We start from the raw sequence: 22,716 nt of genomic DNA on the forward strand, positions 1-22,716 counted from the left end.
GGCTGCCGCCCGAAGCCGGGTGAGGCACGGTTGCGCCGGTGGGCGCTCAGCCGGCGCGGCGGATGGGGCGGCGGGCCAGGTAGCGCAGCAGGTCGCGGATGTGGTGCTTCTCCTCGGCCGGCACGGTCGGGTCGGCCAGCCGTTGCAGGATCACCCGGACGTCCGCCTCGACCGGGCCGTCGTCGACGCGCCGGCGGGGCGCGGGACCGGCGTCGGGCAGGCCGAGCGCGCGGAACGCGGCCGCGACCGGCAGGTCCAGCGCGGCGCAGAAGCCGCGCACCTTGGCCAGCTCGGGGTAGTCCTGCCAGTCTCCGGCGAGCCAACGGAAAACGGTCGACCGACCGACGCCGGTGTGGGACGCCAGGTCGGTGACGGTCCAGCCGCGTTCCTCGCGGGCGTCGTCGATGGCGCGCCGTACGAAACGTGCGAAGGCCATCTGCGGAGAAACCTCTACGGAACCCATCCCTGCGGGTCTTCCCTCCCGACCGGCACCCGGCGGTGCGCCTCCGAGGGTAGTACGGAAAGGCAGGGAAACAGTTGACTGATCGACCAGACCGTCTCGTGAGCGGGACTCCGCACCCTGCGGAATGGCGTGGATCACACGCGGCTGGTCGCCTCCGTGACCGCTCGACCACGCTCGTCAGACACTGGCACCGGCGGCAGCAGTGCCGCCAGCCGTGGGGTGACCGCCCACTGGTCGACGAGTTCCCGGTACTCCGTCCGCTGGGCGGCGGTGGGCGCGGTGCCGGTGCGGCGTGCCCGGATGAGCAGGTTGCGCGGGGTGTGCCGGGAGTCGACGAACTCCACCACCTCGGCCCGGTAGCCGTGCAGCCGGAGCAGCCCGGCCCGCAGCGCGTCGGTGAGGACGTCCGCGAAGCGCTCCCGGAGGATGCCCTGCCGGGTCAGCAGCTCGTACGGGGCCGGGGCCGGCCGCGCTCGCAGCTGGGCCGCGACGTCGTGGTGGCAGCACGGTGCGGCGAGCACCCAGCGGGCCTGCCAGCGCACCGCCCGGGCCAGCGCCTCGTCGGTGGCGGTGTCGCAGGCGTGCAGGGCCAGCACCAGGTCCGGGGCGGGCTCCACGACGGCCTCGGCGATCGTCCCGGCCACGAAGCTGACCCGGTCGGCCCAGCCCAGCCGCTCGGCCAGCTCGGTGTTGCGTCGCCGCTGGTCCTCCCGGACGTCCACGCCGACCAGTTCGACGTCGACCCCTCGCTGCGCCAGCCACCGGTACGCGGCGAAGGTCAGGTACGCGTTGCCGCAGCCCAGGTCGACCACCCGCAGCGGGCCGGTCAGGTCGTCCGGGAGGGTCGCCGCCAGCGCCCGCAGGAACGCGTCGACCTGCCGCCGCTTCGCCGCCGAGCCGCCGATCTCGGCGAAGATCGGGTCACCGGGGTCGAGCAGGTACTCCTTCGCCCGGTCGTGCCCACCCGGCTCGGCGGCGGGCCGGGCCGCGGCGGCCCGGTGCACCTGCGCCTCGCCGGACTTGGTGACCCGCAGCTGGAGCGTCGCGTCGGCCGTCTCCACGTGCCAGTTGCCGAACGGCTCGGCCAGCAGCGCGTCCACCGCCGCGTCCGCCTCCGGGCCGGGGGCGACGTTGCGGGTGTACGGGCGGGAGCCGTCGGAGGTGGAGATCTGCAACCGGGGGCCCGCCTTGAGCGCGACCGGCCGCAGTTCGGCGCGGACCATCGAGGGGCGGTGTCCACGCCGGCGTCCGGCGGCCACCGCACGGGTGAGCGCCGGGTCGAGCAGCAGTGCCCGGACCTCGGTCAGGGCGGCGTCCAGTGGTTCGGGCATTGCTCCATCTTCCTCGTCGACCGGCGGCCTGCCCGGCACGCGTCCCGGCGGCGGTGTCCGGGGGTTCTCGCCGGTGGTGTCGCGTCCGCCCAGCCCGCGGATCACGGCCCGGACGAGGAGATCCCCCGGCACCGGGTGCACCGGTCCGGGGGATCTCGGGTGACGTACGTCGGTCAGTCGGCGGTCGCCTCGGCCGGCGTACCGGCGGCGGAGCCACCACCACGACGGCGCCGGCGGCGGCGGGGCTTCGCGGCCTCGCCCTCGGCGGCGGCCGGAGCCTCGGTGGCCTCGGCGGTGATCACCGTGGTCGGCTCGCCCGCGACGGTCTCGCCGGCGCGGCGACGCCGACGGCGACGCGGGACGCGGGTGCCGTCCTCGGCGGTGTCGGTCGGCGCGTCGGCCTCGGGCGCGTCGGTCGCACCGCCGGCGCGGCCCGGGCGGCGCTCGCCGCGACCACGGCCCTCGCCGCGTTCGCCGCGCCGGGAGCCCCGGCCGCCCTCGCCCCGGCGGGACCGTCCGCCGCCGAGGTCCTCCTCGACCTCGGCCGACAGCCCGGCGCGGGTGCGCTCGGCGGTCGGCAGGGTGCCGCTGACGTCGGTGGGGATGTGCAGGTCGGTGTAGAGGTGCGGGGACGTGTGGTACGTCTCCGCGGGCTCCGGCATGTCCAGGCCCAGCGTCTTGTCGATGATCCGCCAGCGGGGCATGTCGTCCCAGTCGACGAAGGTCACCGCGACGCCCGTCGCCCCGGCCCGGCCGGTACGACCGATCCGGTGGGTGTAGGTGTCCTGGTCCTCTGGGCAGTCGTAGTTGATGACGTGGGTGACGCCGCTGACGTCGATGCCCCGGGCGGCCACGTCCGTGGCGACCAGAGTGTCGATCTTGCCGGCGCGGAACGCCCGCAGCGCCCGCTCGCGCGCGCCCTGCCCGAGGTCACCGTGCACGGCGGCGACCGCGAAGCCACGGAAGTCGAGGTCCTCGGCGACCCGGTCGGCGGCCCGCTTGGTGCGGGTGAAGATCATGGTCAGCCCGCGCCCCTCGGCCTGGAGGATCCGGGCCACGATCTCGACCTTGTTCATCGAGTGGGTGCGGTAGGCCAGCTGCTCGGTCTGCGGCGACGGGCCGGTCTCGGCGGTGTGCCCGGCGTGGATCGTCATCGGCTGGCGCAGGAAGCGCCGGGAGAGGGTGACGATCGGGTCCGGCATGGTCGCCGAGAAGAGCATGGTCTGCCGGTCCTCCGGCAGCATCGCCAGGATCTTCTCGACGTCGTCGAGGAAGCCCAGGTCGAGCATCCGGTCGGCCTCGTCCAGCACCAGCGCGCGGACCCGGTCCAGCCGCAGGTGCTTCTGCTTCTGCAGGTCCATCAGGCGGCCGGGGGTGCCGACCAGGATCTCCACGCCCTTGCGCAGCGCGTCGATCTGCGGCTCGTACGCCACGCCACCGTAGATGGGCAGCACCCGGACGCCCCGGGTCCGGCCTGCGGCGGCGAGGTCCTTGGCCACCTGGATGCCCAGCTCACGGGTGGGTACGACGACCAGCGCCTGCGGCACGCCGTCGCTGCCCTCGCCCGGCGCGAAGACCCGCTCCAGCAGCGGTACGCCGAAGCCGAGGGTCTTGCCGGTGCCGGTGGGCGCCTGGCCGATCATGTCGATGCCGCGCATCGCGATCGGGATCGCGTACTCCTGGATGGCGAAGGCGCGGGTGATGCCGGCCGCGGCCAGCGCGTCGACGGTCTCCTGACGCGCGCCCAGCTCGGCGAAGGTGGGTGCCTCCGGGCGCACCGGAGCGGTGGCGGCCAGTTCCTGGCCGTCCATGAGGTCTTGAGTCAGCTCGCTCATATGGATTTGGGGGTGCCCTCTCGTGGGTGCGCCCCGTCATGTCCTCAGGGCGCGTTCGGTGTGGCGCGGGCCACACGGTCGGCGGCTGAAAGCCTCTGCCGGACCGGGCCGCACGCGCGCCGCGGGCCTCACACTTCGACCGGGCCGGCTGATCGCTCGGATCAGCCTGGGTCAGGTCGGCGCCCGCGGCAACTGCTCCATGCTACCTGAACCGACCCGGGGGCGTCCCGATTCCATCCGCACGCGCCACGCCGGGGGCCACCCATGTGACCTGCGTCACTTCAGGCCCGTTTGCCGGCGGGCGGTAGCCTGCGCTCGTGCCCGCGACCGATCTGCCCGACCGCGCCGTCGTCGACCTGCTCGGCCTGGTGGCCTTCGGTGAGCTGCTCGCCTTCGAACGGATGGCCGTCGACGCCCGGCTCGCCCCCGACCTGCGCCGGCGGGCGGCGCTGGGCGAGATGGCCGCCGCCGAGATCGGCAACTACCGGCGGCTGGCCGACCGGCTCGCCGCGCTCGGCGTGCTGCCCGACGACGCCATGGCGCCGTACGTCGAGCCGCTCCAGGCGTACCACGACTCGACCGAGCCGAGGGACTGGGCGGAGGCGGTGACGAAGGCGTACGTGGGCGACGCCATCACCGACGACTTCCTCCGGGAGATCGCCGCGGCCCTGGCCGAGCCGGACCGTCAACTCGTCCTCGACGTGCTGCACGACTCGTCGTACGCCGACTTCGCCGTCGCCGAGATCCGGGCGGCCGTCGAGGCCGATCCGAGGGTGGCCGGCCGGCTCTCGATGTGGGCGCGGCGACTGGTCGGCGAGGCGCTGTCACAGGCCGGCAGGGTGGCCGCCGCCGAGCGGGGGGCGCTCACCGCGCTCGTCGCACAGAGCGGGCGGGTGGACGTGCCGGGACTGTTCGGGCGGCTGACCGCGGCGCACGCCACGCGGATGGCCGCCGCCGGGTTGAACAACTGACCGCGACCGGGCGTCCGCGACGGGCGATCGTCGGGTCACCCGTCGCGGCCGACCGGACCACTCAGCGGACGGTGAACCCGACCGCGCGCGGCGACGCCTCGGCGATCTCGACGTAGGCGACCTTGTTGACCGGCACGATCACCCGCCGGCCCTTCTCGTCGGTCAGGGAGAGGGTGCCCTCGTCCTTGCCGAAGGCGTCGGTCACGATCTGCTCGATCTCGGCCGGCGACTGCGCGCTCTCCAGGACCAGCTCGCGGGGCGCGTACTGCACGCCGATCTTGACCTCCACTGTGCCTCCTCATTCGGGCGAAAGAGCCGCCGTTGGGAAGGCTATCCGATCTCGGGGCCGGATGTTCAGGCTGACTCACCTTGCAGCGGGAAGCTGGCGATGCCCCGCCAGGAGAGCGCAGCGACCAGTGCCTCCGCCTCGGCCTTGGGCAGCTGCCGGCCACGGGCCAGCCAGAACTGCGCGGCGGTCTCGGCCGCGCCGACCAGGCCGGAGGCGAGCAGTTCGGCGTGCGCCCGGCTGATCCCGGTGTCGGAGATGATGGTGTCGGTGATCGCCGCGATGCAGCCCTGCTCCACCCGCTCGACGCGCTGGCGCACCGCCGGGTCGTTGCGCAGGTCCGACTCGAATACGAGGCGGAACGCCTCGCTCTCGTGGTCGACGAAGTCGAAGTACGCCCGCACCGACGCGCCGACGCGCTCCTTGTTGTCGTTGGTGCCGCGCATGGCGTCGTCGACCTTCGCGAGGATCGCGTCGCAGTGCGTGTCCAGCAGGGCGAGGTAGAGGTCCATCTTGCCGGGGAAGTGCTGGTAGAGCACGGGCTTGGAGACTCCCGCCCGCTCGGCGATGTCATCCATCGCGGCCGCGTGGTAGCCCTGGGCGACGAACACCTCCTGGGCTGCGGCGAGCAGCTGCTTACGGCGCGCGGAACGGGGCAGGCGGGTGGGCCGGCCGGCGGTCTGGGCACCGTTCCCCACAGCGGTCATGGGAACCTCCGAGTCTCTTCGTACGAGCCGGCAATTCACCCGAACCGGTCGGGGCCCGGGGACCCGTCGCGGAATTGGCCCGCCGCTGTAACTTATCGCCACTGTCACCACACGGTAGCCTCAGCGGGGGCGACCAAGGAGCGCGCGGTGAGTGAAACAGGGCAACCCGGTGCCGCCAACCCGGGGGAGCACGGCGACGGGACGGGTCCGCAGGACGACCTGGCCCGTTCCGGCAGCGGGTGGGCGCCCCCGGCGGCCAGTTGGTCCCGGGGCGGGGAGATCTCCGGCCCCCGCGAGCCGGCCTCGCCATGGGGTCCGCCCGAGCCGTCCCCCGGTTGGGCCGCCTCGTCCCCGCGGCACGGCGACCTGCCGCCACCGCTGCCCGGCCCGCCGGCCGCGACCGAGCCGCCGGCCCGGGTCAACGGCCACCACGCCAACGGCGTCGACCACGCCGCCGACGACGCGCCGGTCAACCGCCAGGTCCCGGTGAGCGCCCCGCCCGGCATTCCCGGCGACCAGCGTCGCGACCCGGGCAACGACCGGCTGGTGGTGCCCGCGCAGCGCCCGGCGCCGACGGCCGAGCAACCGCCCGGGACGCAGCACGGGTTCACCGACCCCGAGTCCCGGCCGGTCCGGCGCTCCGCCGAGGACCCGTCGGCCGGCCGCCAGAACCGCTGGTCGGAGCCGGGGCTGCCGACGTCGGCGCCCCCCGCCGTCCAGGTCCCGCCGGTGGGCACCGCCGCCAGCGGCTTCGAGGTGCCGCCCGGCTTCCACGCGCCGACGGCCGACCGTGCCGCCGCCGACGAGCCCCCGTCGGCCGCCGGCCCGACGCGCGGCTGGAGCGACCACTACGCGCCGGAGCCGTCGGCCCCCGATCCGCGCCACTTCCCGCCGCCCACCGAGCGCGCGCCCACCGAGCGCCCGGTCGATGACGCGCCCGCCACCGGCGACCGCGCGACCGCCAGTGACCGGCTCGCCGGCGTCGACCGAGCGCTGGGCGCGGACCGCGCCTTCCGCGAGGACCGGGACGCCGACCCGGTCGCCGCCGGCACGGACGGCGCACCGGGGGAGTTCGAGCAGGAGCGCACGCCGGGCGGGTTCGACCAGGACCGCGCGCCGCACGCCGCGGGGCACGAGCGGGTCGGGCGTGGCTTCGGCGCGGACCCGGGTGCCGACCGGTCCCCGGTCGCCGAACCGGCGGCCGGTGTGCAGCACGTTCCGGGCGGCGACCGGGAACCGTCGTCCCGGTCGGAACCGGGCGGTTCGCGACAGTCGGCCGCCGAGTGGCCGCCGAGCACCGAACCGGACTGGACCGGCCCGAACTGGAACCGCCCGAGCTGGGGCGCCGCGTGGGCGCCGTCCTGGTCCCGGGAGGAGGCCGAGCCGGTGGGGCGTCGCTCCCGGGAGGACGCCGAACCGGCGGGGCGCCGAGCCCGCGAGGAGCCCGAGCCCGTCGGCCGCCGGTCCCGCGAGGAACAGCCGCCGGCCTGGGCCGGTGAGCCGCAACGACCGCACGAGCCGTCGCGCGCCGAGTCTCCCCGCCCCTACGACCCGCCCCGCGAGCCCGGCCGCCCCTACGACGTCGCCCAGACCGCGCCGGTGCCCCGGCCGGCGTACGAGCGACCGTCCGCCCCCGCCGACCGGCTCACGCGGCCCGAGGCCGAACCGCCGGCCCCGACCGAGCGACGGGCCTGGGCGTCGGGCGGGTCGGTCCCCGCGCCGGCGGGCGCGCCCCCGCTCGCGTACGCCCCGGAGACCGCCGCCTCGGCGGCCCGCGCCGAGGACACCCCGGACCGGGTCACCCGGCCGTTCCGGCTCCGGCCGGAGAGCGCGGAGCCGGCCCCGAGGCCCCCGGGCGGCCCGCAGCCCGCCGCCGAGGCCGCCACCAGCGGGTTCGGGCGGCGTGAGCGCACCCCGTCGGGGCCCGCCCCGACGAGCGCACCCCCCTACGCGGCCCGCCGGTCCGCACCCGAGCCGGCCCCGGCGGCCCCGCCGACCGCCGCCGACCAGGCGCCGGAGTCCGCACCGGCGGTGTTGCCGCAGCGCGTCCCCGCCGAGCCGGACGTGCCCGTCGTGCCGGAGCCGCCAGCCGTGGAGCCACCCGCCGAAACCCCCGAACTCGCCCGCATCGCCACCCATCTGCGCCGCGAGGACGAGCCCGCCCCGCCGCGGGAGCGCCCGGAGGGCTTCGACGTCAACGCCATCCTCGACGCCGTCCGTGGCGTGGCCGGGGTCCGCGACGCGGCGCTGCGCCGTACCCCGGCCGGCGCGCACAGCCTGCGGCTCGACCTCGCCGACGGAGCCGACCCGGCCGAGGTGAGCCGGCAGGTCGCCCGCCTGCTCCAGGACCGGATGGGGCTGGCCGCCGCGCCGCAGAACCTGCCGGGCATGCCGGCGGCACCCGCCCCGCCGGTACGCCGCCGGTCGGCGGAGCCGCGCGGCGCCGACCCCAGGTCGGCGGGCGTCGCGGCACGCCCCGCCGAGCCGTCCTCCGCAGAGCCCCGGGTGCCCGGCGCCAGGGTGACCGGCGGCCCGTCGGAGGCCGCGTCGACCCGGGCCGAACAGCGTCCCGAGGCGGCGCCCGAGACCCCGCGTCGGCGCCGGCAGCCCGTCGCCCCGCACCGGGGCCGGGCCACGGTGGAGGAGCCCGGCTCGGTCTCCGCCGCCCCGGCCGGGACTCCGGCCGGTGCCCCGGCGACCGTCGGTACGTCGTACTCCGGTGGGCAGGTCACGACGACGGAGACCGCGCCGTCCCGGCCGCTGGACACCGGCGGCGCGGTGGGTCCCCGGGTGGTGATCGACCATGTCCAGGTGAGCACCTTCGGGCTCGACGCCACCGTGGAGGTGCGCCTGCTCGCCGGCGGGGAGAGCGCCGCCGGCTACTCGACCGGGCCGGCCGTCGACGGGTACGTGCTGCGGCTCTGCGCGGTGGCCGCGGCGGCGGCGGTGGACGAGCTGCTGCGCGGCGGCGAGCCCGGCCCCGACGCCGGCCCCGACCGTGGACGTTGTTTCGTCGAGCACGCCGCCGTGGTGCCCTTCGGCAACTGCGACGTGGCCACGGTCGTGGTGCTGCTGGTCTGCGACGGCTGGGTGGAGCAGCTCGTCGGCTCCGCGCTGGTCGCCGGTGACCCCCGGCAGGCGGTCGTCCGGGCCACCCTGGCCGCGGTCAACCGCCGGATCGAGGCGCTGCTGGCCTGAGCGCTGCCGGTCGTTGCGGCCCCGGGCAGACTGGAGTCATGAAGCGCGCCACCCTCCGGCCGGACCACCTCCTTCCCGAGCACTCCGTCCCACCGCCCTGGCCGGGGCGGGAGGTACGCCTCGACGGCACCGTCACGTACGTCCGGGACACGCCGGCCACCACGCCCGACGCGGAGCCGGCGCTCTACGTGCACGGGCTCGGCGGTTCGTCGCAGAACTGGACCGACCTGGCGTACCTGCTCGCCGACCACCTCGACGGGCAGGCCATCGACCTGCCGGGGTTCGGCCGCAGTGAGCCGGGCCGCCGGTACACCGTCCCGTCCTTCGCCGACCGGGTGATCCGCTGGATCGAGCACTCCGGCCGGGGGCCGGTGCACCTGTTCGGCAACTCGCTGGGCGGGGCGGTCTCGGTGCAGGTGGCGGCGGTACGGCCGGACCTGGTCCGGAGCCTGACCCTGATCTCGCCGGCGCTGCCGTTCCTGGACTTCCGGCGCTCGTTGCAGGGCCGGATGCTGCCGCTGCTGGCGATCCCCCGGGGCGAGCGTTTGGCCGCCTGGCGGCTGGCCCAGATCGCGCCCGAGGTGATGGCCCAGCAGGTGATGGAGTCCTGCGTGGCAGACCTCACCCGGATCTGCGACCAGCGCCGGGAGGAGGCGCTGGAGGAGATCCGGGTGCGGCACGAGGCCGCGCACTACGCCGCCGCGTACGTCCGGACGTTCCGGGGACTGGTCTCCAGCTTCCTGCGGTCGTACCTGCCGGGGTCGGGGTCGCTGTGGCGGCTCGCCGCGACGGTCGAGGCGCCCACCCTGGTCGTCGGCGGGCGGGCCGACCGGCTGGTGGACGTGCGGGTGGCCCCGCAGACGGCCCGCGTCGTCCCGGACAGCCGGCTGCTGATGCTCGACGGGGTCGGGCACGTGGCGCAACTGGAGGTGCCGCGCCTGGTGGCCCGGGCCGTGCTGGGCCTGCTCACCGAAACGGGGGACACGCTCAGGCGGTCCGACATGGCAGGCTGACCGGGATGCCCCCTGCCCGTCACCCCACCCCGACCCGTCGTGCCCCGGCCCCCGTCGAGGGCCGCCGTCGCGCCCAGGCCACGTCGCCCCCACGGGACGGCGGCGTGGACCTGACCCGCCCGCGGCACCGCCGTCCGGAGCGTCGGCGGCGCCTCACGGGGCTGGTGGCGCTGGTGCTCGCCGTCGGCGCGGCGGTCGCGGTGATCGCCGACCGGCGGGGCGCCGACGTCGGGGCGGAGGCGCTCACCGCCGGGGAACTGGCTCCCGCGCCGATGCTCGCGCCGGGGGCGGCCTCGCCGCTGCCGTCGGCGCCGGCCGCGACGCCCTCGGCCGTCGAGCCACCGCCGGCCGTGCTCCGGCTGCCCGGGCCGGTGCCGACGGCGGGCCGGGGCAGCTTCGGCTACGACGACCGGGCGGGCCCGGTGCTGGGTGACGCGGGCACGCTGCGCCGCTACCGGGTCGCCGTGGAGTCGGGCGCCGGCGAGGACGCGGGCGAGTTCGCCGCCGCCGTCGAGCGGGCGCTCGCCGGGCCGGGGAGCTGGGTCGACGGCGAGCTGCGGTTGCAGCAGGTACGCGCCGCCTCCCGGCACGACTTCACGGTCTACCTCGCCACGGCCAGGACGGCGGGCCGGCTGTGCGCCGCCGGAGGGGTGGACATCCGGGTGGGCGGGAAGCCCTACACGTCGTGCCGGGCGCCCGGCAAGGTGATCATCAACCTGGACCGCTGGCGGCTCTCGGTGCCGCACTTCGTGAGCGCGAAGGTGCCGCTGTCGGTCTACCGGACGTACGTGGTGAACCACGAGGTCGGGCACCAGTTGGGGCACCGGCACGAGCGCTGCCCCGGCAGGGGCCGGGTGGCGCCGGTGATGATGCAGCAGACGCTCTTCCTGAACGGCTGTGTCGCCAATCCCTGGCCGTACCGGGACGGCCGCCGGTACGCGGGCCCGCGGCTCTGACCGGCGGCGATCGGGCGCCGGCTGAGTTCACCCCTGAGGGCATGAGCGAGGTTCGCGTTTTTCGCGGCGTAATGCCCGATTAGTGTGGGACGCTCGGTCCATGACGTCGTCGTCCCCTTCCGACCCGACCGGCCCGGCCCGCCGCCCGACGCCGACCCGACCGTCGTCACCTCGGCCGACGCGCTGGTGGCGGCCGCCGGCCCCGCTCCGGAACCGCCGGATGGCGGGGCTCGGCGTCACCCTCCTGCTCGCGGCGACCGCCGCCGTGACGCTGGTCCGGGCCGGCGACCGCGCGCCCGTGCCGACCACGGGCGACGGGAACCGCACGTCGTACGCGGCGGGAACGGACGAGCGGGCACGGCCCTCCGCCTACCCCCGTACGGGTACGGGCGACTTCACCACTGCGCCCGGCGACTCCCCGGTGCGGGGCACCGACGGGCCGCTCCGGTACTACCGGGTGGCCGTGGAGCAGGGCACCGACCAGGACGTCGCCGCCTTCGCCGCCACCGTGGACGAGGTACTGGGTGACCCCCGCAGCTGGATCGCCTCGGAGGAGCTGCGGCTGCGGCGGGTGGCGGAGGCGGACGACGCCGACTTCACCGTCTACCTCGCCACCCCGGAGACCTCGGAGCGGATGTGCGCCGAGGGCGGGCTCAGCACCGAGGGCTACACCTCCTGCCGGCTCCCCGGGCAGGTGATCATCAACCTGGCGCGCTGGCTGGAGGCGGTCCCCGACTACGGGGCGCCGCTGGAGATCTACCGCGCCTACGTGGTCAACCACGAGGTGGGCCACGAACTCGGCGAGGAACACCAGGCCTGCCCGGCGCCCGGCGAGCCGGCGCCGGTGATGCAGCAGCAGACGTACGGCCTGGACGGCTGCGTCGCCAACGCCTGGCCGTACGTCGACGGCTCGCGCTACGACGGCGAGCTCGTTCCCGGCACCTGACTTATTCCCCTTCCCGCAGTTCGGGCGACGTGTCGCTCCTCATGGCCGGTCGAGGCCGGTGCGAGCGACAATGGGCCGGTTCGCCTTCAGCCGATCCCGGGGAGTCCACCGTGTCGTTGCCCCCGCTCGTCGAGCCCGCCGCCGAGCTGACCGTTGACGAGATCCGCCGCTACTCGCGCCACCTGATCATCCCGGACGTCGGGGTCGAGGGGCAGAAGCGGCTGAAGAACGCCAGGGTGCTCTGTGTCGGCGCCGGCGGCCTCGGCTCGCCGGCCCTGATGTACCTCGCCGCCGCCGGGGTCGGCACGCTCGGCATCATCGACTTCGACACCGTCGACGAGTCCAACCTCCAGCGCCAGATCATCCATGGCGTCTCCGACGTCGGCCGCTCCAAGGCCGAGTCGGCCGCGGCCTCGATCCGCGAGATCAACCCCCTGGTCAACGTGGAGATCCACAACACGGCGCTGGACCGGGAGAACGTGCGGGACATCTTCTCCCGCTACGACCTGATCGTCGACGGCACCGACAACTTCGCCACCCGCTACATGGTCAACGACGCGGCGGTGCTGCTCGGCAAGCCGTACGTCTGGGGGTCGATCTACCGCTTCGACGGCCAGGCGTCGGTGTTCTGGGCCGAGCACGGCCCCTGCTACCGCTGCCTCTACCCGGAGCCCCCGCCGCCCGGCATGGTCCCCTCCTGCGCCGAGGGCGGCGTGCTCGGCGTGCTCTGCGCGTCGATCGGCTCCATCCAGGTCAACGAGGCGATCAAGCTGCTCGCCGGCATCGGGGAGCCGCTGGTCGGCCGGCTGATGGTCTACGACGCCCTGGAGATGAGCTACCGCAAGATCAAGGTCCGCAAGGACCCGAACTGCGTGCTCTGCGGCGAGAACCCCACGGTCACCGACCTGCTGGAGGACTACGAGGACTTCTGCGGCGCGGTGTCGGTGGAGGCCCAGGAGGCGGTGGTCGACGCGACCATCACCGCGCTGGAGCTCAAGGAGTGGCAGGACGCGGGCAAGGACATCTTCCTCGTCGACGTCCGCGAGCCGGCCGAGTACGAGATCGTCCGGATCCCCGGCGCGACGCTGATCCCCAAGGGCGAGATCATCTCGGGCGAGGCGCTCGCCAAGCTGCCGCAGGACCGGCAGATCGTGCTGCACTGCAAGTCCGGGGTCCGCTCGGCGGAGGCGCTCGCCGCGCTCAAGGCGGCCGGCTTCCGCGACTCGGTGCACGTGCAGGGCGGCGTGCTCTCCTGGATCAAGCAGATCGACCCGTCGCTGCCGGCGTACTGACCGGCGCCGTCGGCCGAGGTCGCGGCGGGCCGTCCCGACCCCCGCGGCCTCGGCCGATTCGCCGAGGCGTGATCACGTTTGCGCAGGTAGCGTTGCCGCCGTGGTCGACATCGATGCGGCGGTCGGGTTCGTCGTGGCACACGGGGACGCGGTGGACCGCGCCCGGCTGTCCCGGCTGCGCACCGGCGCGCCGCCACCTCCCGGACTGCTCGACGACGCCGAGGTCGGCCAGGCGCCCGATGGCGGCTGGCCGGCGACGCTGGGCGGGGGAGTCTCCTCCGTGGACGCCACCTGCTTCCGCCTGTCCGAGTTGGACGATCTCGGCGCGCTCGGTCGTCCGGCCGCCCGCCGGGCCCTGGACTGGCTGGCCGCGCGGCAGTCGCCCGACGGCGGCTGGGAGGAGGATCCGGCGCTGGCCGACGTGGCCCCCGAGTGGGCCCGACCGGGCGACCCCGAGGCGGGGTTCCACCTGACCGCCAATGCCGGGTTCTGGCTGACCGTCGCCGGCCTGGACGCGCGGGCGGCCGGGCCGCTCGACCACCGGGTCGGCGGCGCGTACGCGGGCGTCGTGCACGCCGCCGCCCAGTCGCTCGTCGCGCGGCTGCGCCCGGACGGTAGCTGGCCGTCCTTCCTGCCCGCCGGCTGGCTGAGCGCGGCGGTCCTGCACCGGCAGGGGATGTTCCACGAGGCGGCGCGGATCCAGGTGATCCTCGCCGAGCGGGTGCCGGAGCTGTCCCCTGGCGACGTGGCCTGGCTGGCCGCGACGCTGCGCCGCGTCGGCATCGACGGGCAGGACTGGCTGCTGGGGCGGGCGCGGCGGCGGCTGGCCGAGACCCAGCGCAGCGACGGCGGGTGGGAGAGCGACGACGGGCCCCAGTTCGACGTGCACACCACGCTGAGCGCGATCCGGGCCTGCCGCTGAGGCTCCACCGCCGACCTCACTTGAGCTGGCTGATCACCAGCGGCCACCAGGCGTCCGGGGCGAACGCGGCGCGGTCGATGCTCTCCAGGACGGTGCGCAGCGTCTCCGCCCGCTCGGCCCGGCCCGGCTTGCCCTCGTCGGCCTCCACGAAGAGCGCGAACTGGTAGAGGAACTCGACGAAGGTGCGGAAGGTGCTGTTGACGGCCTGGATGTCCTGCTGCTCCAGGTCGAATTGGAGGATCTCGCCGGTCCCCGGGTCGAGCACGTAGAGCAGGTCCGGGTTGTCGGCGACCGCGCCGACCACGATCAGCCGGATGTCCAGGGAACCGTCCTCGGTGCTCAGCTGGATCGTGTCGAACAGCTCGATGTCGCCTTCGAGGAACGCGGTGTAGACGACCGCCACGTCGAGCGGGATCTCGTCGCCTGCGGGCAGCAGGTCGGCGTCGAATCCCCCCTCCAGCCACGCCTCGCGCGGGTACGGGATGAGCTCGTCCTCGTTCCACAGTGAGCGGAACCGGGGGTCAGCGGCCATCGGTGGTCCTTTGCGTCTCGGGTGTGGAGGGGGTGCGGGCGCCGCAGGTGGCGGGGCCGGGACGCCGGGTGCGCAGCGGCGTCAGGACGCCAGGTCGGCGGCGATCAGCAGGCGCCGCCAGTTGTCGGCGTACTCGCCGGCGTGCCGGCCCTTGCGGAGCCGCTGGTCCCGGACGCCCGGCCCGAGGACGACGGCGACCAGCTCCGGGTAGCCGGGGCCGAGCACGTGCTCGTCGAAGAACGTGGCCACGTCGGGCGCGACGACGGTGAACTCCACGTCCTCGTCGGGGTGCTCGTACTGGAAGACGTAGTCGTCGGGCTCCATCCAGTAGACGTCGAGGTCCTCGGTGTCGAGGCGGATCGGCGCCCCCGCCCCGATCTCGCCGCGCAGTCGGGGCGGGATGCTGTGCACCTCGTGGCCGACCGCGAGCGGGCTGCCCATCGGGTCGTCCTCGTCCACCGTGCGGGCCGCCCAGGCCGCCGGGCTGCGGATCTCCTCGGGTGTGTCGAACCGGAAGTTGTCGCCGGCCAGCCGGCCGAACAGACCGTAGACCTCGGCCACGCCGGGCAGGTCGGGGATCGGCTCCAGCGGGGTCGGCTCGCCGATGACCACGCCGAAGCCGTGCTCGGCCTCCAGGCGCCGCAGCAGCGCGAGCTTCTCCCGGATCCGGTCCAGCCGCGCCGGGTCCCGGGGGGCGGTCACGGGATCACCTTCACGATGACCGGGGTGCCTTCGGGAACGTCCCGCAGCGCGCCGGAGATGTCGCTGCCGAGCTGGCGATTCGTCCAGGCGTCCATCGGCCTGAGGTTATCGTACGTGTCCGTTCCGTCCAGTTGCAGCTCCTGGATGTGGTCGGGGTCGTAGCCCTGGCCCCGGGCGGTGATCGGCCCCTTGCCCGCGTAGAGGCGCTCGACCACGTTCTTGTTGGCCAGGTACTTGTTCGTCTCCGGGGTGCCCATGTCCTGGGTGAGGCGGCCGTCCTTGGTGAGGCTGCGGATCATCCGGTCCCGGTAGATGTTGGTACGGGTGCGGCGCTTGCCGGTCGACGGGTCGTACACCTTGTTGCTGTCCCGGTCCGAGGGTGCCTTCTTCAGCGCCCCGTCCTGGCCGAGCCGTTGCAGGTCGCGGGCCTTGCGGTCGAAGTCCCGCCGGTCGAAGTCCGGCCGGTTCTTCAGCACCAGCACCGCCGGGCCCTTCGGCTTCGTGCCGGCCGACTTGGCGGTGCGGAAGACGTCGGCGTTCTCCAGGTAGGCCGAGACGACGCGGGCGCCCTTGGCCTGCGTCTGCCGGGGCGGGCTGGTCCGCTTCCTAGCCATTGAGCACCGTCTCCACGGCCATGCCGATGAGCTGGTCGATGATGAAACCGGTGATCATCTTGAAGATCGGGATCTGGAGGAGGGACGCCCCGAAGGTGACCGCCGCCGTCACGATGGCCTGCGCGATCTGGATCGCCAGCAGGGCCAGTTGGATGATCACCTGGATCTTCAGGGCCAGCACCACGCCCGCCGCGACCATCAGCCCGACGCCGATGACGGTGGCCGGGCGGGCGACGTCGGCGATGTTGCGCGCGGCCGACTCGCCGTCGTTCCACTCGCCCGCGAAGGCGGTGAAGCTCTGGCCCCGGTTGTTGTCGAGCACCGTCCGCGCCGCCGCCTCCAGCTGCGCGACCGATCCGGAGATCTGGCCGGCCATGCCGGTCCACTCCCCGGCGAGCTGGAAGATCGCCGTCTCGTCCGACTGCGGCCACTCGTAGCCGAGCATCGAGAGCAGGGAGGCGAGCTCACCCGGGAGCGTCAGTCCCACCGCGACTCCTTTCGTAGATCGGGCGGCTCAGGCACCCAGCGAGCCGAGGATCGAGCGGAAGGACGCGGCCGCGTTCTCCTCGGCGGCGCGGTAGCCGTCGGCCATCCCGCGCAGGCCGTCGACGTAGCTCTCCAACTCGGTGATGTTGGTGCCGAGGCACTCGGCCAGCGCGTCCACGCACGCCTGGTGGGCGACGCCGAGCAAGGACCCGATGTCGTCGCCGCCGAAGGCCGCCGCGTAACCGCCGGCCGCCGCCTGAAAGCCCTCGAAGACCTGGCGGACGGACTCCTTGGCTCGTTCCAGCTCGTCCGCGCCGCGACCCAGCGCGTCGAGGTCGACGTCGAGGCTCTCCACGCTCAGCTCCCGTGCAGTTTCCGCATTGTCTCGCTGACGGCCTGGCTGATCTCCCGCATCTGCCGCAGGCCCTGGTCCTGGAGGCGTTCGATGGTGGCGGTCATCGCGGCGAGGTCGGGCATCGGCTCGGTGGCGGCGACCCCGTCGTCCTGGCCGTCGAGCGCAGCGTTGACCGCCTGGCGCAGCTCGGCGGCGAGGTATTCCGAGCCCTCCCGGAGCACCCGGGGGTCGATGTCGACGGCGCTCACCCGGCCGTCGGTGCCGAGCGTGACCCGGATGCGGCCCTCGGCGGCCTCGGCCACCGACTCCACCCGCTCCCGGGGCGCGGCGGCGCCGCCCACCTCGCGCAGCGCTGCCCGCGCCTGTGCCAGTTGCTGTTCCAGGGCACTCTCGCCCAGCATGCCGCCTCCCCAAGACAAGCCGTGCCGAACCCGACCCAGACTAGCGGTCACCCGCAATCCGGCGGTGGCCCCGCCCACGGCCGTCCGGGCACCCGCGAGCGTCGGCGGTGGTTCAGCCGCGCAGGTGGCCGTCCCCGGTCACCACGTACTTGGTGGAGGTCAGCTCGGGCAGGCCCATCGGGCCGCGCGCGTGCAGCTTCTGCGTGGAGATGCCGATCTCGGCGCCGAAGCCGAACTCGCCGCCGTCGGTGAACCGGGTCGAGGCGTTGACCATCACGGCCGCCGCGTCCACCCGGGCCACGAACTCACGGGCGGCGGTGGTCGAGTCGGTGACGATCGCCTCGGTGTGCCCGGTGCCGTACCGCCGGATGTGCGCGACCGCCGCGTCGAGCGAGTCGACGACGGCGACCGAGATGTCGGCGGAGAGGTACTCGGTGGCGAAGTCCTCGTCGGTGGCCGGCCGCACGGCGGCCGAGTGGGCGGCGACCCGCTCGTCGCCGTGCACGGTGACGCCGGCCTCGGCGAAGGCGGCCAGCATCGGCGGCAGGAAGGCGTCGGCGACCGCCGCGTGCACGAGCAGCGACTCGGCGGTGTTGCAGGTGGAGAGCCGCTGGGTCTTGGCGTTGAGCGCGATCGCGAGGGCCTTCGCCACGTCGGCGGCGGCGTCGACGTAGACGTGGCAGTTGCCCACGCCGGTCTCGATGACCGGCACGGTGGACTCCTCGACCACCGTGCGGATCAGGGACGCGCCGCCGCGCGGGATCAGCACGTCGACCAGGCCCCGGGCGCGCATCAGCTCCTTGACCGAGTCGCGGCTGCTGGCGTCGAGCAGCTGCACCGCGTCCGCCGGCAGGCCAGCCTCGGCAACGGCGTCGCGCAGCACCGCGACCAGGGCGGCGTTGGAGTGGGCCGCCGACGACGAGCCGCGCAGCAGCGCCGCGTTGCCGGACTTCAGGCAGATGCCGGCGGCGTCGACAGTCACGTTCGGCCGGGCCTCGTAGATGATCCCCACCACGCCGAACGGCACCCGGATCTGGCGCAGCTCCAGCCCGTTGGGCAGGGTCGAGCCCCGGACCACCTCGCCCACCGGGTCCGGCAGCGCGGCCATCTGCCGCAACGCGTCGGCGATGCCGGCCACCCGCCCCGCGTCGAGGGCCAGCCGGTCCAGCACGGCCGCGCTCAGCCCGGCCTCGCGCCCGGCCGCCAGGTCCGTCGCGTTCGCGGCGAGGATTTCCGGCGTACGCGCCACCAGCGCGTCGGCCATCGCCACCAGCGCGGCGTCCTTGGCGGTACGCGTGGCGACGGCCAGCGCCTCCGCCGCCGTACGCGCCCGCCGGGCCTGTTCGCTCACGCTCATCGCCGCACTCCTCACAGCAGTACGAGGTCGTCGCGGTGGACGACCTCCCGTTCGTACGCCGGGCCGAGCGCCGCGGCGAGTTCCGTGGTCGACCGGCCGAGCAGCCCGGGCAGCTCGACCGCGTCGTAGTTGACCAGTCCCCGGGCGACAGGCGCGCCCTCGACGTCCACCAGGTCGACCGGGTCGCCCGCGGTGAACGCCCCGTCCACGGCCGTGATGCCGGCGGGCAGCAGCGACTTGCGGCGACCCACCACCGCCGCGACCGCGCCCGGGTCGAGGTGCAGCCGCCCCCGGGGAGTGGTGGCGTGGGCCAGCCAGAAGAGCCGGGCCGTCGGGCGGCGGCGGCTCGGGTGGAACAGGGTGCCGACGGGCTCGCCGGCCAGCACGGGGGCGGCCAGCGGCGCGGCGGTCAGCACCACCGGGATGCCGAACCCGGTCGCGATCCGGGCCGCCTCCACCTTCGTCACCATGCCGCCGGTGCCCACGCCGGCCCGGCCTGCGCCGCCGATGTCGACCCCGGTCAGGTCCCGCTCGTCGTGCACCTCGCTGATCCGGCTGGAGCCCGGGCGGGTGGGGTCGCCGGTCCAGAGGGCGTCCACGTCGGAGAGGAGGACCAGCAGGTCGGCGTGGACCAGGGCGGCGACGAGGGCGGCCAGCCGGTCGTTGTCGCCGAACCGGATCTCCTCGGTGGCGACCGTGTCGTTCTCGTTGACGATCGGCACCGCCCGCAGGTCGAGCAGCTTGCGCAGCGTGCGGTACGCGTTGCGGTAGTGCGCCCGCCGGGTCACGTCGTCGACGGTGAGCAGGACCTGCCCGACGGTCAGCCCGTGCCGGGCGAAGGCGGCCGCGTACCGGCCGATCAGCAGGCCCTGCCCGACGCTGGCGGCGGCCTGCTGGGTGGCCAGGTCGCGCGGGCGCCGGGACAGCCCCAGCGGCGCGAGGCCGGCGGCGATCGCGCCGGAGCTGACCAGCACGACCTCCCGGCCCTCGGCGGCGAGCGCGCCCAGGGTGCCGACGAGCGCGCCGACCCGCCCGTCGTCCAGCCCGCCTTCGGCGGTGGTCAACGAGGAGGATCCGATCTTGACGACGACCCGCCGGGCCGCCGTGACCATGTCACGCACCCGCCCATTCTGCGTGGTCGGTCCCGGCACGCCCCGGCGCGTTCTCATATCGTGGCCGGTCGTGAGACCTGACGAGTACGTCGAAGCGGTGCTGGAGCTCGTCGAGCGGATCCCGCCGGGCCGGGTGATGTCGTACGGGGCGGTGGCCGGCGCGCTGGCCGAACGCTCGGGGCGGGCGTCGGCCCGGCTGGTCGGCTCGATCATGGCCCGGCACGGCGGGGGAGTGCCCTGGCACCGGGTCGTGAACGCGGCCGGCCGGCTGCCACCCGGGCACGAGCGGGAGGCGCGGGCCCGGCTGCGCGCCGAGGGGACGCCGCTGCGCGGCGACGGGGTGGACATGAGGGCGAGCTGGTCCCCCGAGGAGGGGATGTGACCCGCGCCATAACATGAGTAACATTCGGCGTCATGGACGCGCCGCCGGGTGGAGCCGGCTCCCCGCCCGCCGCGCCGCCCGCCGCCGGCCCGACGTCCGCGCCGGGCGTGCTGCCGCGCCGGGTGCACGCCGGCTATGCGCTCGGATCGCTGGCGACCGGCGCGTTCGGCACCGTGCCCGGCCTGCTCCTGCTGCCGTACCTGACCGACACCCTCGGCGTCGCGGCGGGCGCGGCGGCCCTGCTGGTGCTCCTGCCGAAGGCGTGGGACGTGCTGGTCAACCCGGTCGCCGGCCGGATCTCCGACCGCACCCGGTCGCGCTGGGGCGCCCGCCGGCCGTACCTGCTGGTCGCCGGGCTCGCGCTCGGCGTGCTCTTCGCCGCCATCTTCGCCGCGCCGTTCGGGGCCGGGCCGGCCGCCGGGGCGTACGTGGCGCTGGCCTTCCTCGCCACCGCCACCGCGTTCGCCTTCTTCCAGGTGCCGTACGTGGCGATGCCGGCGGAGCTGACCGGCGACTACGCCGAACGTACCCGGATGATGAGCTGGCGGATCGCGGTGCTGGCGCTGGCCATCCTGGTCTCCGGCGCGGTGGCCCCGCTGGTGCGCGACGCCGGTGGCGGAGGCGTCCCGGGGCACCGCTGGATGGGGCTCTTCGTCGCCGGGCTGATCGTGCTCGGGGCGGTCGGCGCCTTCCTCGGCACCCGGTCCGCGCCCTCCGGCACGGTGGGGGAGAGCGAGCCGACGCTGCGCGCCCAGCTCGCCGTCGCCGCCCGCAACCGACCGTTCCGGGCGCTGCTGGTCTGCTTCGTGGTGCAGTCCGCCGGGGTGGCCACCGTCCTCGCCGGGGTCAACTACTTCGCCGACCAGATCCTGCGCGATCCCAAGGGCGGGCCGACCGTCCTGTTCGCCTGCTTCGTCGGGCCGGCGCTGCTGGTGATGCCGCTCTGGACCCGGGTCGGGGCGCGGGTCGGCAAGCTCGCCGCGCTGGTCGCCGCCTCGCTGATCTTCGCGGCGGGCGCGCTTGCCCTGGTCGCCGCCCCGGTGCTGCCCCCGCTCGCGGTCTACCTGCTGGTCGCGCTGATCGGCGTCGGCTACGCCGGACAGCAGGTGTTCGCCCTCGCCATGCTCCCGGACTGCATCGCGTACGACACGGCGCGCACCGGCCGGCGGCAGGCGGGCGTCTTCACCGGCCTCTGGACGGCCGGCGAGACCTTCGGGCTGGCCCTCGGGCCGGGCATCTTCGGCCTGGTGCTCCAGCTCAGCGGCTACGTCTCCTCCGACACCGGCACGGCGGCCACCCAGTCCGGCACCGCCCGCCTCGGCATCCTGCTCGGCTTCACGGTCCTCCCCGCCCTCCTGGTCGGCCTGGCGGTCCTGGCCCTCCGCCCCTACGACCTGACCCCGGCCCGCCTGGCCGCCGCCGCCCCCGCCCCGACCCCGCACCCCCGCACCCACCCCGCCGATCATGCGGTTGTGGTGGGGAGGAAAGCCGCTGACCCCCACGGAAAGGGCACCACGACTCCATGATCGACGAGGGAACCGAGCGGCGGGCGCTGCCCGGGAACGGGCTGCCCGCCGAGCAGGTGCTGGCGGAGGTGTCGGCGCTGCGCTGCGCCGACCGGCCGACGCACGGGGGGCGGCTGTTCGCGTACGTCTACGACCCGGCGGTGCCGGGGCTGGACGAGCTGGCCGCCGCCGCGTACGCCGGCAGCGCGCACGTCAACGGGCTCGACCCGACCGCCTTCCCGTCGCTGCTGGCGATGGAGAACGCGCTGGTCGGCGCTGCCGCCCGGCTGCTCGGCGGCGGCCCCGGCAGCGCCGCGCCGGACGTCGTCGGCAGCGTCACCAGCGGCGGCACCGAGTCGCTGATCCTCGCCGTCAAGACCGCCCGGGACGCCCACCCGGAGATCGCGGCACCCCGGATCGTGGTGCCGGCCAGCGCGCACGCCGCGTTCGCCAAGGCGGCGCACTACCTGCGGGTCGCCGTGGACACGGTGCCCGTGTCGGCGTCGACGCTGCGGCCGGCCGCCGCCGACGTGGCCGCCGCCATCGGCCCGGAGACCGTGCTGGTGGCCTGCTCCGCCCCCTCGTACGCGCACGGCGTCGTCGACCCGGTCGCCGAGATCGCGGCGGCGGCGGCCGAGGCCGGGGTGCGCTGCCACGTGGACGCCTGCTTCGGGGGCTGGACCCTGCCGTACCTGCGCCGCCTCGGGGCGGACGTGCCGCCGTTCGACTTCGCGCTCGCGGGGGTCACCTCGATCTCGGTGGACCTGCACAAGTACGCGTACGCCCCGAAGGGCGTGTCGGTGCTGCTGCACCGTGACCCGGCGCTGCGCGCCCCGCAGTACTTCGCGTACGCGGACTGGCCCGGCTACACGATGGTCAACCCGGTCATCGCCTCCACCCGCTCCGGCGGACCGATCGCCGCCGCGTACGCCACCCTGCGGCACCTCGGCGACGACGGGTACCTGCGGCTCGCGGCGGCCACCCGGGACGCCGTCGCCGGCCTGGCCGACGCCGTCCGCGCGGTCGACGGGCTGCGGCTGATGGCCGAGCCGGAGTCGACAGTCATCTGCTTCACCGCCACCGATGCGGGCCTCGACCTCTTCGTCCTGGTCGACGAGCTGGCCGCCCGCGGCTGGCACACCCAGCCCCAGCTGTCGTACGCCGACCTGCCGCCGAGCGTGCACCTGACGGTGACCGCCGCGGTGGCGCCCCGGGTGGCGGAGTTCGGCCCGGACCTGGCCGACGCCGTGGCCGCTGTTCGACCGGCTGCTGAAGGAGCGGATCATCTTCCTCGGCACCGAGGTCACCGACGCCTCGGCGAACCAGATCTGCGCCCAGATGCTGCTGCTC

Annotated in this window: 22 protein-coding genes and 2 pseudogenes; 11 read left to right on the forward strand and 13 right to left on the reverse strand. The window is 75.1% G+C overall.

Translation table 11 applies throughout. The features are described from left to right. Window positions 1-46 precede the first annotated feature (46 nt). The 3 genes from AB0B83_RS16880 to AB0B83_RS16890 form a co-directional block, all read right to left on the reverse strand. Window positions 47-463 (reverse strand): helix-turn-helix domain-containing protein, encoded by a 417-nt coding sequence (locus tag AB0B83_RS16880; protein WP_091627481.1) that lies wholly within the window; start codon window positions 461-463, stop codon window positions 47-49. Window positions 464-597: 134 nt separating this feature from the next. After that, complete coding sequence (locus AB0B83_RS16885) at window positions 598-1,794, reverse strand: SAM-dependent methyltransferase (RefSeq protein WP_357578966.1); 1,197 nt, start codon at window positions 1,792-1,794, stop codon at window positions 598-600. A gap of 173 nt (window positions 1,795-1,967) precedes the next feature. Beyond that, window positions 1,968-3,629, reverse strand: coding sequence for a DEAD/DEAH box helicase (locus tag AB0B83_RS16890; protein ID WP_357578967.1), 1,662 nt, complete (start codon window positions 3,627-3,629; stop codon window positions 1,968-1,970). A gap of 317 nt (window positions 3,630-3,946) precedes the next feature. On the opposite strand from AB0B83_RS16890, the gene AB0B83_RS16895 reads away from it, so the two are divergent. Beyond that, the gene (locus AB0B83_RS16895) at window positions 3,947-4,600 is read left to right on the forward strand and encodes a ferritin-like fold-containing protein (RefSeq protein ID WP_357578968.1); all 654 of its coding nucleotides are present in this window, start codon (window positions 3,947-3,949) and stop codon (window positions 4,598-4,600) included. Between the two features lie 61 nt (window positions 4,601-4,661). Here AB0B83_RS16895 and AB0B83_RS16900 read toward each other — a convergent pair whose 3' ends face one another. Then, a complete protein-coding gene (locus tag AB0B83_RS16900; protein WP_088960194.1) occupies window positions 4,662-4,889 on the reverse strand; it encodes a DUF3107 domain-containing protein in 228 nt (75 codons plus the stop codon). Window positions 4,890-4,954: 65 nt separating this feature from the next. Continuing rightward, window positions 4,955-5,593 (reverse strand): TetR/AcrR family transcriptional regulator, encoded by a 639-nt coding sequence (locus AB0B83_RS16905; RefSeq protein WP_132230849.1) that lies wholly within the window; start codon window positions 5,591-5,593, stop codon window positions 4,955-4,957. A 1,299-nt stretch (window positions 5,594-6,892) separates the two neighbouring features. On the opposite strand from AB0B83_RS16905, the pseudogene AB0B83_RS16910 reads away from it, so the two are divergent. The 6 genes and pseudogenes from AB0B83_RS16910 to AB0B83_RS16935 form a co-directional block, all read left to right on the forward strand. Beyond that, window positions 6,893-8,791 (forward strand): annotated as a pseudogene (locus AB0B83_RS16910) (hypothetical protein); the annotation flags it as partial. A 38-nt stretch (window positions 8,792-8,829) separates the two neighbouring features. Then, entirely contained in the window at window positions 8,830-9,804 is a 975-nt protein-coding gene (locus AB0B83_RS16915) for an alpha/beta hydrolase (RefSeq protein WP_357578969.1), read from the forward strand. Between the two features lie 104 nt (window positions 9,805-9,908). Then, window positions 9,909-10,760: a DUF3152 domain-containing protein gene (locus AB0B83_RS16920; protein ID WP_357578970.1), complete on the forward strand. Its 852-nt coding sequence runs from the start codon at window positions 9,909-9,911 to the stop codon at window positions 10,758-10,760. A 220-nt stretch (window positions 10,761-10,980) separates the two neighbouring features. Continuing rightward, window positions 10,981-11,706 (forward strand): DUF3152 domain-containing protein, encoded by a 726-nt coding sequence (locus tag AB0B83_RS16925; protein ID WP_357578971.1) that lies wholly within the window; start codon window positions 10,981-10,983, stop codon window positions 11,704-11,706. 41 nt (window positions 11,707-11,747) lie between these two features. Further along, on the forward strand, window positions 11,748-12,998 hold the full coding sequence (moeZ, locus tag AB0B83_RS16930) for an adenylyltransferase/sulfurtransferase MoeZ (protein WP_357578972.1): 1,251 nt from the start codon (window positions 11,748-11,750) through the stop codon (window positions 12,996-12,998). Between the two features lie 100 nt (window positions 12,999-13,098). Then, the gene (locus AB0B83_RS16935) at window positions 13,099-13,920 is read left to right on the forward strand and encodes a prenyltransferase/squalene oxidase repeat-containing protein (RefSeq protein ID WP_357578973.1); all 822 of its coding nucleotides are present in this window, start codon (window positions 13,099-13,101) and stop codon (window positions 13,918-13,920) included. A 16-nt stretch (window positions 13,921-13,936) separates the two neighbouring features. On the opposite strand, the gene AB0B83_RS16940 is transcribed toward AB0B83_RS16935, so the two are convergent. The 8 genes from AB0B83_RS16940 to proB form a co-directional block, all read right to left on the reverse strand. Further along, on the reverse strand, window positions 13,937-14,452 hold the full coding sequence (locus tag AB0B83_RS16940; RefSeq protein WP_357578974.1) for an SUKH-4 family immunity protein: 516 nt from the start codon (window positions 14,450-14,452) through the stop codon (window positions 13,937-13,939). A gap of 81 nt (window positions 14,453-14,533) precedes the next feature. Continuing rightward, on the reverse strand, window positions 14,534-15,154 hold the full coding sequence (locus tag AB0B83_RS16945; RefSeq protein WP_357578975.1) for a hypothetical protein: 621 nt from the start codon (window positions 15,152-15,154) through the stop codon (window positions 14,534-14,536). Beyond that, window positions 15,151-15,768 (reverse strand): hypothetical protein, encoded by a 618-nt coding sequence (locus AB0B83_RS16950; RefSeq protein ID WP_357578976.1) that lies wholly within the window; start codon window positions 15,766-15,768, stop codon window positions 15,151-15,153. The genes AB0B83_RS16945 and AB0B83_RS16950 overlap by 4 nt, the downstream gene beginning before the upstream one ends. Then, the gene (locus tag AB0B83_RS16955; RefSeq protein ID WP_151456503.1) at window positions 15,761-16,255 is read right to left on the reverse strand and encodes a hypothetical protein; all 495 of its coding nucleotides are present in this window, start codon (window positions 16,253-16,255) and stop codon (window positions 15,761-15,763) included. Before AB0B83_RS16955 ends, AB0B83_RS16950 begins: the two co-directional genes overlap by 8 nt. A 27-nt stretch (window positions 16,256-16,282) precedes the next feature. Further along, window positions 16,283-16,609, reverse strand: coding sequence for a hypothetical protein (locus AB0B83_RS16960; RefSeq protein ID WP_132230860.1), 327 nt, complete (start codon window positions 16,607-16,609; stop codon window positions 16,283-16,285). A 2-nt stretch (window positions 16,610-16,611) separates the two neighbouring features. Then, window positions 16,612-17,010: a YbaB/EbfC family nucleoid-associated protein gene (locus tag AB0B83_RS16965; protein ID WP_357578977.1), complete on the reverse strand. Its 399-nt coding sequence runs from the start codon at window positions 17,008-17,010 to the stop codon at window positions 16,612-16,614. A 112-nt stretch (window positions 17,011-17,122) separates the two neighbouring features. Further along, window positions 17,123-18,367 carry a glutamate-5-semialdehyde dehydrogenase gene (locus AB0B83_RS16970; RefSeq protein WP_357578978.1) on the reverse strand — a complete coding sequence of 415 codons (1,245 nt, stop codon included), beginning with the start codon at window positions 18,365-18,367 and terminating at the stop codon, window positions 17,123-17,125. An 11-nt stretch (window positions 18,368-18,378) separates the two neighbouring features. Then, the gene (gene proB / locus AB0B83_RS16975) at window positions 18,379-19,488 is read right to left on the reverse strand and encodes a glutamate 5-kinase (RefSeq protein ID WP_192581527.1); all 1,110 of its coding nucleotides are present in this window, start codon (window positions 19,486-19,488) and stop codon (window positions 18,379-18,381) included. 61 nt (window positions 19,489-19,549) lie between these two features. On the opposite strand from proB, the gene AB0B83_RS16980 reads away from it, so the two are divergent. The 4 genes and pseudogenes from AB0B83_RS16980 to AB0B83_RS16995 form a co-directional block, all read left to right on the forward strand. Beyond that, complete coding sequence (locus AB0B83_RS16980; protein WP_357578979.1) at window positions 19,550-19,861, forward strand: MGMT family protein; 312 nt, start codon at window positions 19,550-19,552, stop codon at window positions 19,859-19,861. A gap of 32 nt (window positions 19,862-19,893) precedes the next feature. Beyond that, window positions 19,894-21,387 (forward strand): MFS transporter, encoded by a 1,494-nt coding sequence (locus AB0B83_RS16985; protein WP_357578980.1) that lies wholly within the window; start codon window positions 19,894-19,896, stop codon window positions 21,385-21,387. Beyond that, window positions 21,384-22,622, forward strand: a pseudogene (locus AB0B83_RS16990) (aminotransferase class V-fold PLP-dependent enzyme); the annotation flags it as partial. The gene AB0B83_RS16985 and the pseudogene AB0B83_RS16990, both read left to right, overlap by 4 nt. Beyond that, a partial coding sequence (locus tag AB0B83_RS16995; protein ID WP_357578983.1) for an ATP-dependent Clp protease proteolytic subunit occupies window positions 22,621-22,716 on the forward strand: 96 nt, incomplete at its 3' end. The pseudogene AB0B83_RS16990 and the gene AB0B83_RS16995, both read left to right, overlap by 2 nt.

The organism is Micromonospora sp. NPDC049060 (assembly GCF_040649055.1).
In the GTDB taxonomy this organism is placed as follows: Bacteria; Actinomycetota; Actinomycetes; order Mycobacteriales; family Micromonosporaceae; genus Micromonospora; species Micromonospora reichwaldensis.